General features: G+C 45.3%; 12 protein-coding genes and 1 pseudogene. All 13 read left to right on the top strand.

Features of this window, described 5'->3' with window-relative positions; all coding sequences use genetic code 11:
• Positions 1–4 precede the first annotated feature (4 nt).
• Positions 5–313, top strand: coding sequence for a PrgI family protein (locus tag AC0YNZ_RS27925; RefSeq protein ID WP_475829713.1), 309 nt, complete (start codon positions 5–7; stop codon positions 311–313).
• Entirely contained in the window at positions 314–973 is a 660-nt protein-coding gene (locus AC0YNZ_RS27920) for a TraC-like domain-containing protein (protein WP_475829712.1), read from the top strand. It begins immediately after the preceding gene.
• 2 nt (positions 974–975) lie between these two features.
• Positions 976–2,853, top strand: coding sequence for a VirB4 family type IV secretion system protein (locus AC0YNZ_RS27915; RefSeq protein ID WP_475829711.1), 1,878 nt, complete (start codon positions 976–978; stop codon positions 2,851–2,853).
• Positions 2,854–2,855: 2 nt separating this feature from the next.
• Complete coding sequence (locus tag AC0YNZ_RS27910; protein ID WP_475829710.1) at positions 2,856–3,827, top strand: M23 family metallopeptidase; 972 nt, start codon at positions 2,856–2,858, stop codon at positions 3,825–3,827.
• A 403-nt stretch (positions 3,828–4,230) separates the two neighbouring features.
• The gene (locus AC0YNZ_RS27905) at positions 4,231–5,292 is read left to right on the top strand and encodes a hypothetical protein (RefSeq protein ID WP_475829709.1); all 1,062 of its coding nucleotides are present in this window, start codon (positions 4,231–4,233) and stop codon (positions 5,290–5,292) included.
• A gap of 2 nt (positions 5,293–5,294) precedes the next feature.
• Positions 5,295–5,747 (top strand): hypothetical protein, encoded by a 453-nt coding sequence (locus tag AC0YNZ_RS27900; RefSeq protein WP_475829708.1) that lies wholly within the window; start codon positions 5,295–5,297, stop codon positions 5,745–5,747.
• 229 nt (positions 5,748–5,976) lie between these two features.
• Entirely contained in the window at positions 5,977–6,861 is an 885-nt protein-coding gene (locus tag AC0YNZ_RS27895; RefSeq protein ID WP_475829707.1) for a helix-turn-helix domain-containing protein, read from the top strand.
• A gap of 38 nt (positions 6,862–6,899) precedes the next feature.
• Positions 6,900–7,733: pseudogene (locus AC0YNZ_RS27890) on the top strand (aminoglycoside 3'-phosphotransferase).
• 145 nt (positions 7,734–7,878) lie between these two features.
• Complete coding sequence (locus tag AC0YNZ_RS27885) at positions 7,879–9,777, top strand: stalk domain-containing protein (protein WP_475829706.1); 1,899 nt, start codon at positions 7,879–7,881, stop codon at positions 9,775–9,777.
• A gap of 770 nt (positions 9,778–10,547) precedes the next feature.
• Complete coding sequence (locus AC0YNZ_RS27880) at positions 10,548–11,273, top strand: uracil-DNA glycosylase (protein WP_475829705.1); 726 nt, start codon at positions 10,548–10,550, stop codon at positions 11,271–11,273.
• 613 nt (positions 11,274–11,886) lie between these two features.
• Positions 11,887–13,128: a DUF6946 family protein gene (locus AC0YNZ_RS27875; RefSeq protein ID WP_475829704.1), complete on the top strand. Its 1,242-nt coding sequence runs from the start codon at positions 11,887–11,889 to the stop codon at positions 13,126–13,128.
• 344 nt (positions 13,129–13,472) lie between these two features.
• Positions 13,473–13,781: a hypothetical protein gene (locus AC0YNZ_RS27870; RefSeq protein WP_475829703.1), complete on the top strand. Its 309-nt coding sequence runs from the start codon at positions 13,473–13,475 to the stop codon at positions 13,779–13,781.
• Between the two features lie 275 nt (positions 13,782–14,056).
• Positions 14,057–14,620: a site-specific integrase gene (locus AC0YNZ_RS27865; RefSeq protein ID WP_475829753.1), complete on the top strand. Its 564-nt coding sequence runs from the start codon at positions 14,057–14,059 to the stop codon at positions 14,618–14,620.
• The last annotated feature ends 133 nt before the right edge of the window (positions 14,621–14,753 follow it).

Genomic DNA, 14,753 nt, shown 5'->3' with positions numbered 1-14,753 from the left:
GGCCGTGGCCAATTTTATCGTACCGAAAAATGTGAAAAGCCGATTTGAATTTTTCCCTAGTTTCGGCTGGAAAGAACTTATCTTCCTGCTGCTTGGTACCGTAACGGGCCTCCTGATATCCGGGATCATCTTTATAGCGAGTCATCACTTAGCTGCTTTTCTGGCCATACCGATTGGTGCGGCTCTCGGTTTTTTAATCGGAAAACCAGACCCGCGAACGGGAAAGAACCTCTTAACTTTAATGAAGGACTTTAAAGATTTTCAGACAAGACCCAAACGGTACCACTTTCGATACGGGGAGGGGCGAAAGTAGATGCTTAAATGGCCCTTTAATAAAAGCACATCACAGGGCGGATCATCGGCTGCGGCAAAGGGCTCGCCCTCTACACAAGGCTGGTTCCCGATTAAAGATATCAGCAACGGTTTTATACACCGCAGAGACGGCCAGCTCGTCGCTGCCGTGAAGGTAGCGCCCGTCAACATCTTTTTGCTCACGGAAACCGAACGGGAGCGGAAGATCAAGCTGCTCGAAGAAGTGCTTAACGGCATTGATTACCGCTATCAGATCGTTTCTATCGCCCGGCCCATCGATTTAGATACGTATATTAATCGCCTTGGGGAGATGAAGAACGAAGAGACTAACCGAATCAAGATACGATTGTTAACGGGGTATATGAAGCATGCCGCCGCGATGGCCACAAGCGGAGAGGCGCTGATTCGGGAGTTTTATATGCTGCTTGTGCAGCCACAGAGCAACCTAAAGAAGCCCAAGCTGGACGAACAAATTCTGTACCGGCGGGCGCAGGAGCTGGCCACCAATCTCAGCAGCTCCGATCTGCTCAGTTATGTTTGTTCCGATGAGGAACTGCGTGATTTGGAATTTGTGTTCTTTCATTCAAGTCATGCCGCCCATGAACGGGCACCGCTCACCAATTTCAGTCTTCCGACAACCTACAGACCACAGGAGGTGTAAAGGTGGAGAAAACCATTGCTTTGCCACAGGTCGCAAACCCGGCCATTCCGGATGCAAGGGCGAAGAAGCTGCCCGCCATTGTCGCGCCAGCCTTCTCGGGTCTGCTGGATCTCATCAGTCCGGATGTCCTCCAGTTTAACAATAAATCGATTCAGAATGGAGAGCTGCTGCAACGTGTGATGGTGATTACCGATTATCCGCAGCGTGTGGGAAATGCCTGGTTATCGCGGATTGCAACGATGCCTGGTGTTGTCGTTTCGATCCACTCGGTCCCCACCGATCCGTACGACCTGATTGAACAGATCAAACGAACCATGAATGAACTTCACAGCAAAATCAATAACGGAGGGAACCCCGTACTGATGCAACGGACCGAGCAGCAGTATGAGGATGCGAAACATTTGCTCAAAAAGATCGACAACGAGCAGCAAAAGGTTTTTATTCTGACGGTTGTGCTGCTCATCAGCGCGGATGATATCGACGTACTCAACCAACGCACAAAGCAGATCGAATCCGCCCTCGCTGTATCGGGCATGCGTGGACGCACTCCGATTTTCCAACAAGAACAGGGGCTTCGGTCCGCTGGACCATGGGGCATTCTGGAAAGCCAGATCGAAACCCTCGGATCGCGGAATATGCCAGTAGAGACAATCGCAGCTTCCTATCCCTTTGTTTACTCTGGTCTAAATGATGGAAAAGGCATTTTGATAGGAACAGATAAGTCCGGGGGGATCGTTGTCGTTGATTTTTGGATGCGGGATTCCAGCCGTACCAATTCCAATATGATTGTTATGGGTCGCCCGGGTGTAGGAAAATCCACTGTCGTCAAAAAAATATTGGTCAGTGAGTTTGCACAGGGAACGAAAATTATTATTTTGGATCCAGAGCGCGAATATCGGGACCTGTGTAAAAACCTCAATGGGGATTGGATTGACTGTGGAGGTGGTATCAGGGGACGAATTAACCCCTTACAGGTTCGTCCAGTGCCGATGGATGATGAAGAAGACGGGAGCGATACCATGTATGCGCACCTGAGCAACCGGGGACCGCTTGCTCTACACTTTCAGACGCTACGTACGTTCTTCCGGCTTTATTTCAAAGATATGTCTCAGCTTGAAGAGAGCTACCTCGAAATCGCACTGGAAGAGGTCTACAAAGGGAAAGGCATCACATGGGAAACCGATCCGGCTATGATTCCAAATGAAGGCTGGCCTATCATACCGGAGCTGTACGAATACATGCTGCAGGAATCTGAAAAATCACAGACAGCACCAGAGTGGAAGCTACTGGCGATGCGACTGCGCTCAGCGGCTGTGGGAGCAGATCAAGCGCTGTGGAGCGGATATACAACGATCAAAGCGGATTCGGATTTTATTGTACTGGACATTCATCATTTGCTGGAGGCCGACGACAATGTACGGCGGGCGCAGTTTTTTAACGTTCTCGGATGGGCTTGGGGCAAAATTGCAGAGGATCGCCTGCAACAGGTTCTTCTCGGTGTGGATGAAGCGTACTTGCTGGTCGATCCTGAAACGCCGCAGTCCCTCAAGTTTCTTCGGAACACAAGCAAGCGTATCCGGAAGTATGAGGGTGGACTCATGGTCATCACGCACAACATGGTCGATTTTATGGACCCCTCCATCCAAAAGTATGGGCAGGCGCTTATCGACAATCCGGTTTACAAGCTTATCATGGGACAGGGTGACAAAGACATTGAGGCGCTTTCCAAGCTCATGAGCCTCAGTGAAAAGGAAATCCAGACGCTAACGGAAGGAAAGCGAGGGGAAGCCCTCTTTGTGGCCGGGAACCGCAGGCTGCATCTCAAAATTGACGTTTCACATTTTGAACTAGAACTGTTCGGTAAGGCCGGAGGCAGGTAGTCATGCCGACATGGATTGTTGCTCTTATTCCAAAAGATAAGCTGGCCAAGGTTCTGATTTATGCCATTGTCTTTTTTCTCACGGTATTTCTATTGCTGTTTACAGCTCCCTTGCTCATCTTCTTGCACATTCCGCTGGCAGATGCAGAGCAGGGACACATCACATATTACAAGAGTGCGGCCGGGCGCGTACAGACGGACTATGGGGTTTCCGTCTCTTGGCAAGAGGTGATGGCCATCGACGCGGTTTTGTTAGGCCAGGATTTCAGCAAATCAAGCAACAGCCGTGCCTACCGAAGCGCAAAATACTTTGTGCGGGAAGAGAAAAAACGGGTCGAGAAAACGTGTACGAGAACCGTAACCGAAACCGATAAGCAAGGGAAGCCTATCGCCAAAGAAGAGCAGTACGATTGCTCGTATTACAAAACAGTGTATTATGAACGTTCCTTACACGAGGTCATCGGTCTTTTGGTTGAGAAGGGATTGTTAACCGAAACGCAGCGGGAGGATGTTTTGCGGTATACCATGCTAGATTGGGCTTCTGTTATGGATGACGGGCAAACAGGCCCGATAGAGCCCATACCTCCCGGAGAGTTCTTGTGGCCCGTTCCTGGCATTTATAGATTGACGTCGACTTTTGGTTTGCGTGTCCATCCTGTGACTGGCGAACATAGTTTCCATAACGGAATCGATATTGGCGCTCCAAAAGGGCATGATGTGCTTGCTGCTAAATCCGGCGTTGTGACCTTGGCGGAAGAGGACTGGGATACTGCTGGTAATGCCATCATTATTCAACACGGGAGCGAGGAAACCCGGTACTATCATTTGAGCGCCTTTGACGTTACGGCTGGCATGTACGTGACAGCCGGTGAAAAGATCGGGGAAGTCGGAAGCACAGGACGAAGTACAGGGCCGCATCTGCATTTCGAGATACGAATAAATGGAAACTTGGTTAATCCGATGCAGTTTTATTAAAAGGGGGAGAAACATGATTAACATGCTTTTTATTATAGTACCTCTCACCATGTTCATATGGTGGATTGGGGTATTCCTCTATGCGTTTCTTGGTCCTTTAGACAATGAGTGGGCTGGGAGAAGATGGTACCTGAGAAGTTTTTGGTTTTCAGAAGTATCTCTTTTAATTAGCGCCTTCTATTGGTTCTCTTTTAATAAAAATCTATTTCTATTGTTGTTATTGCTTTCGGCAATTTTTCCTACTGCTTTATTCTTCACTATCCTGTACGACCATTTACGGTGGAGATGGCGGTAGAACGCTGGAACGAGGCGAAGCGTTTCTTGTGGATCAAAGTTCGGGCGAAATGGTGATACGCTTCTGCGCTTTTGAACATTATGTTTCAAAAAAAGGAAGGTGAGACGCATGTTAGGCATTATTGCGAGCCCGGCCTATGCACAGGCCATCCAAGCAGCGACAGATGAAGAACCTATTCTTTTTGAGCGAGTAGGCGAGTTCAGAACTGACGAATTTTTGGAGTTTTGTAAGGGGGCCAGTCAAATTTCCCTCCGCTACTTCATTGTTGATGTCGCCTGCACAACAAAAGAAGCCCTCATTCGCGGTGTCCGAGTCTTCCGGCTCCGGAGCAATGCCCGAATCATCGTGCTGGCATCTGGCAGGAAACCGGGTGATCCGGTGATATCTACGCTGGTCAATCTGGGTGTGTGGGACATTCTTACGCCTGAAATGGATCGGAAAGAAGAGTCAGGGGCTGAAGTATCCGAGGCGATTCAAAAGCAAATGAAGCTTTTCTACAACTATGGGAATGCTTCACGGTGGCATTATCTGAACGATGATTCCATATTCCGGGAAGAGAAACAAGCCAAGGACCGCCGATCCGGGATGAAGATACTCGCGATTGCAGGCGTGATCATGGCCGTCATGAGTATTCCGATTGCGTATATGCTATTAAACAATAAGGGAGCAGAGCAGCCTGTTATACAGCCCATTCCGGCTGTTGCGCCTGCTCTGCAGCCTGAGCAGCTGGGGGAAATGGTGCTTGATCTGACACCCATCACGACTCCCGTTTGCCCGACATGCAGCATCTTCGAGATCGAAGGAGGAAATACCGACCCGGAGCAGCAGATTCACGGCAAAATTCAAGGCGGTACGTTTTATATGGAGCCATCGGCTTTCCGTACCTTTGGGGTTATGAAGTCGCTAAACCTCGACCCGGATTCCGCCAACAAAGTTGAGCTGGCCATCAAAGCCGGCCAGCACGGCAAAGAGGTTCAGGTTTACGCAAATGGTGATTCGCCCAGCATCAAGATCGAAGGGAACAGCCTTACTCTGAAGCCTGCCGTCATCGAAGAAATGCAGAAAGGCTGGATACCCATTCGTGTCGTCTTGGAAAATGCAGGATATGAACTGTTGTATGACGAAACCAATCATACTGTGCAATTAAAACCGATGAGAGGTGGAGGATGAGTGTGAAAACGTGGCTTGTGGCTTGTGGCCTTGTGCTAGCTTTGGTTGTAAGTGGCTGCGGAAACAAAGAAGAAGGTCCACCCATGTCGGCAGAAAAAACCGAGACGCCACTTGATGTTTTAACGGCTTCTCGTATCGAAGGGAAGGAGAAAATAACTTCTAAGACAGAAGTCATAAAGAGAGTAGTTCAAGGATTGATCTCAAAAGATGCATCCCTGATTGAGAGCGTAGTTGCAAACGACATTGATACGCTTGACCCACAACATTACATTAACACTTTCGGTCAACTTTTTGAGAATCGCGATCTAAAGGATTTTACATTCACAGAACAAATGGATGGCGGACTAGAAATGGTTCATGTTACAAGTGCAGATGGCCAGATCGAATTTAACTTTGGTGTTACGAAGATTGACGATTGGTTTTTCTTGAACGGAGGTGTACCAGCTGTTAAATAAGTGCCATTAAATATTCATCTAGTAGATTAATAGATTTGGCCTAAATAAACCTTAACAAAACGAAAAGAACGCTGTATTGTCTTTGGCCGGACATAGCGTTCTTTCGTTAAATACATATGGGGGCAGTCTGCCCTATTCAGCTATAGGTACTTTGTGTACCTCATTTTATCATGGTCAGAGCTGAATGGGCAAGGGCAGACTTCTCCCTAGTTATAGGAGGAGTTTTTTTATGCATGATACAGTGATTCAATTTAGAGGAACCATTTATGAGGAGGGTTATGGCCTCCTTGCTCAACGAGTCATGAGAGACAAAAACCTCAACCCTATAGCGAAGGCAATATACGCTTATCTATGTTCCTTTGCTGGATCGGGCAAAGATGGAAAAAGAACTGCATTCCCCGGTGTGTCTCTTATGAGAGAGGAACTGGCGATCAAGTCAGAGGATACTTTTTATAAGTATCGCAAGGAATTGGTCGAGGCCGGCTATATATCCATTGAAAAGACCAGGGCGGAAGGCAATAAGTTCGACAATAACATTTATTACATAGAAGCAGTGCCAGAACGCAAAATAGTTGATTCAGAGCCGTACCCTAAATTTTCGGGTACGGAAAAACCATACCCTAAAATTTCGAGCACGGAGATTCCGAGCACGGAAAAACAGGGTACTAACAGTATTAGTTCTAACAGTATCAGTTCTAAAAAAGTATTTGATTATTTGGGCGCTTCGGCAGAAACCGCCGCAACTATTGAAAATACCCCTTCGATGAATCATTCTGAAGAAGAAAAACCGGACCCGATCTTTGAAGCATTATTAAAACATGCGCCGGCAACCTGTTACATCTACGACAATCTGACAGTAAGCCAAAGTGAAATTGAAGAAATCTATACGATGCTAATTAACCAGTTCCCACAGCAGCTCGATCCGGAAGTCGTGAGTATCGCTTGTGATCTGTTCTTCTCCCGTACGTGTGAGATTATACCCTCTGCTGGAGTTGTTATGAAAATCGAGATGAAAAACCCGGTAGGCTATTTCAAATACTGTTATACGGATGCAATCAAGCAGTATAAGGCCAGAAATAACAGCCGACAAACGAGAAAAAGAAAATTGAGTTAAAATAGGGGTCCAGCCAACTTTTTAACGAACTGATCAAAATGAGAAGGGGGGGCAGCGGAATGCTGGATATCGGATTGCTTCCGCAATCGATTCGTCGTTATGCGGAAGGAAGCGACGTCTCGGCACTGAAGTTAAAGCGCCGCTCATCCGTCTACCACATTGCAGGTTCAGACGGCGCATACTGTTTAAAAATCGCGCATGCGCGCGAACGATTACAGCGGGAAGCGGACATGCTACGGTTTCTCGCGGGGGACAGACTTGCGCCGCAGCCAATTTGCTTCGAGTCAGACGGAGAGCGAGAGTATCTGATCATGGAAGCCGTCCCCGGACATGACGCAGCGGATAACCGTTATTTGGAGGATCCAGCCAAGCTTTGCGAAACGTTTGCGGAAAGCTTGACCCGGCTGCACAGCCTGAAGACGGCGGATTGCCCGACCGAGAATGGACTGGAGGATATGGTCCGAAGGGCGGAAGATAACTTCCGAAACGGTCGCTGCGACCGTTCGTTGCTTCGATATCTCGAATGCGCCGATCCGGCCGCCGCATTCGACTAGTTGACAGCGATTGTTCGTCACGTGGGTTGGGACAGGGAAGTCATAATTCACGGCGATTATTGTCTGCCGAACGTCATGATTCATGACTGGCGGCTATCGGGTTTCATCGATGTGGGCTATGGCGGCGTCGGCAATCCGCATTACGACTTGTTCTGGGGAATGTGGTCACTTCAGTTTAACCTGGGGGACATGCGGTGGACACATCGGTTTCTTGATGCATACGGCCGGCATCTGATCGACCCTAACCAGCAACGTCTTTGTGGGTTGGTATCAGCTTTTAACGGGTTTCGCGGACAAGATTACTACACTGCGGAATAATAATGTGATTCAACTAAAAAGCGAAGAGAAGGGGAAGACATTTTATGAAAAAGCCAGCCCCGGTAGCTTCCAACATTTCTTAAATGAAAAAAACGAAAAAATCTTTATTATTAATATTATGGGAAATGGTTAAGGAGTGATCGGAGTGATAACTCGCAAGTTAGCGATAGCAATTACATATCTGATTGTATTATTCTTATTGAATTTAATAGCAGTTCCAAATGTTCATGCATACTGGTCTTCTTCAAATGGAGATCTGCATCATTCGCGATTTCAAGTTTTTGATTTTATTCCTCCACTTGACATCAGATGGTCATCTCGATTAGATGTAGGACAACAAGTGCCGGTTATCGATGGAAATACCCTTTACATTACTCCTGAGTTAGCTCCAAGGAAGTTACAAGCAGTTGATGTTGTGACCGGAAAACTAAAGTGGGAAATGGATTTTAACGACGGCGGTCAAGGTGATGGGATCTATTATGATCGATACTTTTCGTCGAGCCCGGCTGTGAAAAATGGAATTATATATGCAGGCAGCAGCGAACGTTTTTATGCCGTTAAGGATTTGGGGGACAAGCCGCAAATTCTTTGGTCCGTGCCTTTAAAGTTGGATAATATGTCCGCTGTAATTTTAAATAACACCATTTATGTTGTGGATCGAAAATCCGATCTTATTGCCCTTGATCTTCAAACAGGCAAAAAAAAATGGGGGACAAGCGTTGCATTAGCCATTAAACCTGTAGTATTGGCGGAGGACAGGATTTTTGCGGCTGGCGTAACTGTGCTTCGGGCCTACACCGATAAAGGATCCGCTTATTCTACTGTCTGGTCCAAAAAACTTGGCGATTCCGGCGAACTCATTCAACCCGTTTATCGAAACGGGATTGTCTATACGGGAATTGGAAATACGCTTTATGCCTTACATGCCGGGAATGGTAATCTTCTATGGAAAAAAACGATACCGTCAACTGTAGAGCTGGCCCCCGCACTTGGAAAAAGCGATATCATCTTTAATCTCAAAGATCAAACAACAATTGCTGTGGATTTAAAAACAGGAAGCATGAAATGGAAAACAAATGTGAAAGCTGTCGGAGCGCCGCTTGTATTAAACAATCTGGTCTATATCGCAAGTAATGGCGAAACAGGTACATCCGGAATCGTACACACTCTTGATGCATCTAATGGAAAAGTAGTCGATTCGTTAATGGTAAGCGGTAATAGCGACTCAAGAGTCTCTTTAATGTCCACGAATGATTTCATTATTTATTCAAATAAAGATTACACTTTTGGTTTACTTCCCAGATCCAAAAACATTCAAATTTTTATGGAAGGCACTAAGCAAGAATATGACCGTTTGCCTAAAGTCGTACAGGGCAGAACTTTAGTGCCGATGAGGGCGATTTTCGAATCATTAGGAGCAAACGTCGTTTGGGATGGGGCGTCTAAGTCGGTAACGGCTACAAAAGACGATCAGACTATGAAACTTACGATTAACCGGTTGGATGCGATCATCAACCAACGCATCGTTACTATGGATATTAGCCCCCGCATGATAGAAGGTTCGACTTATGTCCCTTTAAGATTTATAAGCGAGAGCTTCGATTCGACCGTGATTTGGGACGGTACGAATAAATATATTAAAATTTATTTTTACAGAGAGTTTGGGGCTCAAAAACTTGTCATTAACGGGGAATCCATCCCTAACGGAATATCTCTAAAGAAGGATTACAGTGGTTTGATGCTGGATGCAAAACCTTTATTCTCGTATTTACAAGGGCAAATTCAAGTCGATAAACCGATCGGGCGGGCAACCGTGGATTTTCCTGATGGAACGAGATTGACCTTTACTAATGAGTATCCAAATAATCGTACTGTATCGGTCAATAATCAAGAAATACCTTATGTTGGACCTCATTTTTATGCATCTGATGAATTATCGAGGGAAGGGCATTTCCAATTGAATCTTGATTTCTTTACCAAAGCCTATGGATGGGATATTCATTGGGATAGGGAAAGTGAGACTGTAAATATTACCACAGATTAATCCATATAGACGGATTACGGGTGGAGTGAGTGGATTCATTGGCGAGTTGGAATCGCTGAAGGCGAGTCTTCGATGTTGCTGCCCAAATGGAGGCCGAACAAGAAGACTGACCTTGAGCAGTCCAGCGAAGGTTGATACGACCGCAAAGTAGAGGTGCTTTTCGGTGGTGGGTAAGCATCAATTGATGTTCATACACTTCTATGGTTATGGAGTCGTGCAGGATTTCCGGCATTTCTGTAAGAGATTTGCTTAACGGGAAACGATAGTTTAATTAGCCGCCTTTGACTAGGCGGTTTTTTGTTGGTTGAAACGATAACGAAGTTTACAAAATGCACAAAGTGTTAAATTGGATCCACATCCTAAAATAAAGACCAGCGAAGCTTCTATAAAGTGCCATCTTGTAAATGCTGGAGAAGAATGCCACTATAAGGCCCAGGAGAGCGATTAGTGATTTGATCGCACCTTCCTATCTTTACGCAATTCTGAATGGGGTAATAAAATACCTGCACATCGTACGAGCGTGGAGAGGGAGGAAGCGAGCAATGCACTCACCACAGTTGTAGCAGGCGGGCGACTTTTTACCTTCACGCTGCAGGATATTCTAATGTCGATGGGGCCGCCTGTCGAATGAGGAATTGTAAGAAATCGAGAGATTGACCTATAAACATTCTAAGAATTTCCTAAGCAATGGATAGGAAAAACGGTCTAATTTGGCAATCGCTCACCAGAAATTGGTGCGCTATAATGGTTTCAAGAGAGGGGCGTAATAGATGCTTGAGCGCAAAGTAATCAAAGTAATTCCTACCGTGCAACGGAAAATATTTAAAGGTGAAGGTTACTCTGAAGATGGAGATGCATCGTTTCACCCCGTGGTGGATGAGGAAGAAGTATTTGACCAGAAGGCTCGCACACTGGTTAAACGCTTGGCCACAAATAGGGACTTCCTTAATGCCGGCAATTTCTATGCCGATTCGGACATGAAGCAGTTGAATCTGATCAAATATTTCAATGCACTGTTCTGGCTTAAGCCGGAATGGATGTTTATCGGGGAGGCTCCCGGGATCCACGGCTGTGTCAAAACAGGCATACCCTTTACGTCGGAGAAACTCATTCATGAAGGGCATCTTGATCGACATTTTCGGGGGACACGTTTTGTCGTGGAAGGAAAAAAAGGCGAAGCTTCAGCAACAGTCGTCTGGGGTGAAGTAAGCCGGTTGTCTAAGCCGCCTATTATGTGGAATGCGTTTCCGCTTCATCCACGGGGTAAAGACGGAGGTAACAGGACGCCTTCGGTAGCCGAACTTCAGTGGGGCTTAGAAGTGCTTCAATCGGTGCTTGAACTCTTCTCGGACGTAATGATTATCACGGTAGGAAGGAAGGCCGAAGCCGCTTGCAAGAGGCTTCAGGTAAAGACAGAAGGTCACTTATTCCATCCGTCTCATCATGCAAAAGAATTTCGTGAACAGTTTAATGATCTTTTCTTAAATAGATCGTAAAGTCGGTTAACGGCTGTGACGTGGAAAGGTTGAGCACAGAGCGGGATGCAAGTTATAAAGAATGTAAAGCTTGCGGCGAGGTGTTGCACATGAAAGGATAGATTGTCCGAATTGTGGTTCACTGGAACTGATATTGATCAAGGCAGCGGTTTTATTTGCACCGCATTCGCAAGTAAGTATTATTTGCTTGATGAAAATTGAATTTAATAAGTAGGATTAGTTTAATGGAAAATGGATTATTTGGAAATGTAATTAATAGTTACAGTAACACAAGCTTAATTCTTGAATCCTAGTATTATTTATTGGCGCCCACTCGGCGCTATTCTTTTGCCCAAAAGCAGGGTTATAACGCTCCTTGTTGAATATTTGGACTAAAGATGGATTAGTCGGCGGTGGATAACACATGATTGTTAAATACTTCGGGATCAAAATTAATTGTCGTGGTAAGCGCATCATCCATGGAGAGTCAAGTATCATTTACAAGGTTGAAAATTTTGGTGGTTTTCAGGCTTCTATTAACTAATTGCCGAACGAGGGTTCGCTGACATAAAGTTGTCAAAGCAATACATAACAATGATTGGAACGGGCTCGAATACAGAACGGAGTGTAAAGCATGATTATTACAAATCAGGCCGGACAGACCATTCACTCACTTGATGAGTGGCTTCAATATGCTCCCCCAGCCAAAGGTGAGAATCACTGGAAAGATGGACGAAGCGCTAAGGAACTTGCAAAAGCTTGGATGACCAATAATGGGCCGAAAATGCCCTCCGATCTATCTGATCTGTTATTGTCATTGCCTGATACCCTGAGCTTTCAACCTGAATGGGCTGTACCAGAGTATGAAACGAAGCTGGATGAGTTCAGAGGTACCGGCCGCAATCACGATATGATTATCGTAGGTGATGTGAACGGGAAGAAAACGGTAATCTCGGTGGAAGCAAAAGTAGATGAATCATTTGGAGATATTGTGAATGATTATGTTGCTAGAAGCGTAAAAGCCAACCCGCGTTCTAAAATTCCTGATCGCATCAAGCAACTCTCTAAAGCGATATTCGGAACAAAGGATGTCGGATCACTAAGGTATCAGCTTATCCACGCGGTTGCAGGAACGCTGATAGAGGCTAAGAATCAGAAAGCAGCACAAGCTATATTTATCATCCATGAGTTTGTTCCATTCGGAAAATCCTCCAAGAAGGCAAAGCAAAATGAAGAGGCATTCCAGTCATTCGTTATGAAGCTAACTGGAAATCCTATTAATACAAGACAACTTATCGGACCACTCTATATTCCAGGAGGAGAGTTTGTTCCTAAGGATATACCGCTCTACATAGGCAAGATTGAAACAGTTATTGGGATGAATCAGTGGCAAGTTAGTGTAGCAGCGGAAGCGATAACAGCGGCGTTGTTTGCAAGAGCAGGATATGACGTTTCTGTACAGTATGGCGCAAATCAACCTGAATACGATTTGATGATAGCTAAAGGTGATAAGATGCTCAAGGTATCAGTTAAAGGTAGTCAAGATGGCGGTTGGGGGCTAACTCAATCGTATATGTCTGATGCAAACTACTACGCAGCGGCGGACGCCTGGTGCAAAAAACATAAGCCGCGCACGATAGTATGTCTCGTTCAGTTCAAGAATGTGTCAATAGACAAGATGCCAAGAGTGTTTCTTGCTACTCCTCTGGATATTGCCGAGCATCTAAAGAAGAGCGCAAATGGTAGAGGCGAGACCATTCTATATGAGTATAAACAATGGACTGATAGGGCATTCGGCGCTGGAACCATAGATAAGATTCCTGATGAGTGGGAATTTTCCGAATCCAGAATTGCAGAAATGATCATGGATGCTTAAGCAGGAGGAGTGATCACTGTTATGGAAAATAATACCTCGACAATTAACGTAAACAGGGATATCTTGATTGGGAAGTTAGGGTTAAGGCAGTACAGAAACACCATTGTTTATACAAAGTATGAAGTCTTTGGTCTTTGCAATAACCCAATCATCACAGAATTCATATAGCTGGTTTGATCTAAGAAAGGTGAACCTTGATAGATATGATAGCACGAAAGTAAGGGGATAGAAGATGAATCTACAGGAATAGTTCGGTGACTAGATCAGTTGGGGAGAGTTATCATACCGTTACTGGTTTCATTGAGGGGCTAACTGTAATGCATTTGTGGGGATGGAGGGGTAGTATGAGAGAGTTCACGAAGGAAAGCGAAGCAGTCGATTACTTAGAATGGCGCAAGACAAATCCTTCAGGATTTGTGCTGAATATCAATACCTGGAGCACCAATGCCTCTTCAACCAAAAACGTTATTCATGATGCTGGCGGATGTTCAACGCTAGACCAGTCCCGGATGGAGAACAGGGATCGACACATTACAGACCAACATCCAAAGATATGTTCAACGGACATTCAGGATCTGATCGACGAGATGGAATCCAAGAGGCTGCCGTATAAGTTCTGTGGAATCTGCATGAAGAAAAGGGGCTACCAGTAGGTACCCCCATTAGAATTTAGCCATGATTCTGAGCATCTCAAAACCTTTTTTTCTGTTTAGGTGGAGTATTAGCTGTCATAGATGGCAACACCGATTAAAAATTAAATCAACAAATTGAACAAAAGGTTAAGTACGGAAAACGCGTGCAGAGTAGCTGAAAAGTGGCTTCTAGCAATGCGTTTTGTTTATTTTCGGTTCCATTAAAAACTTGTACTTAACATTTTGATTCTATTGTATAATTTAGTTAAACATTTCGGGTGGGAGGAGTGTTACCGCTGAGACCATCTCAAGGTGCAAATACCGTTCAACCAATCCGTGACCTGGAGAAGATCCGTCAGATAAAAGAACTGCTCATACATCGATCTTACCGGGATTATTTTTTGTTTTTTATGGGGATCAATTCGGGTCTTAGGATCAGTGACATTTTGCCGCTGCGTGTGTGGGATGTGAAGTCGGCCACGCATCTCAAGGTGCGAGAGAAAAAGACCGGAAACACCCGGCGCATTTTGATGACGGATGCACTCAAAAATGGAATCGAAAAGTATTGCCATTCGATGGCCGACTCGGATTATTTGTTTCCTTCACGGAATGGGGATAAGCCGATTAGCCGCGTGCAAGCCTGGAATATTATTAATGCTGCTGCGCGGGATGCCGGCATTCAGGACTCGATTGGGACACATAGCATGAGAAAGACGTTTGGGTATCACTTTTATCAAAAATACAAGGATCTGGCGATACTCCAACAAATCTTTGGACATTCATCCCAATCCGTGACCATGCGTTACATTGGAATTACAGACGACATGATTGACCAAGCTATGCAAGACTTCTCTTTGTAAAAAAAAGTAGTATTTACAGAGTTTGTAATAAGACCGTTAAGCATGTGGTACATATTTATCTTTAAGTTACTTTTAAGATTAGCCGCGGGGAAAACAGGGTTTTAGATTTGGTTTGTTGAAATAATTAATCACA

Source organism: Paenibacillus sp. J2L1-98 (assembly GCF_056269405.1).
Note: the sequence above shows the minus strand (reverse complement) of the source record. Positions and strands in the feature narration are given on the sequence as shown.

Bases quoted from the DNA above. Each gene is read 5' to 3' on its own strand.
- AC0YNZ_RS27910 (WP_475829710.1), top strand. From the start codon at position 2,856: ATGCCGACATGGATTGTTGCTCTTATTCCAAAAGATAAGCTGGCCAAG.
- AC0YNZ_RS27880 (WP_475829705.1), top strand. From the start codon at position 10,548: ATGCTTGAGCGCAAAGTAATCAAAGTAATTCCTACCGTGCAACGGAAA.
- AC0YNZ_RS27920 (WP_475829712.1), top strand. From the start codon at position 314: ATGCTTAAATGGCCCTTTAATAAAAGCACATCACAGGGCGGATCATCG.
- AC0YNZ_RS27870 (WP_475829703.1), top strand. From the start codon at position 13,473: ATGAGAGAGTTCACGAAGGAAAGCGAAGCAGTCGATTACTTAGAATGG.
- AC0YNZ_RS27905 (WP_475829709.1), top strand. From the start codon at position 4,231: ATGTTAGGCATTATTGCGAGCCCGGCCTATGCACAGGCCATCCAAGCA.
- AC0YNZ_RS27895 (WP_475829707.1), top strand. From the start codon at position 5,977: ATGCATGATACAGTGATTCAATTTAGAGGAACCATTTATGAGGAGGGT.
- AC0YNZ_RS27875 (WP_475829704.1), top strand. From the start codon at position 11,887: ATGATTATTACAAATCAGGCCGGACAGACCATTCACTCACTTGATGAG.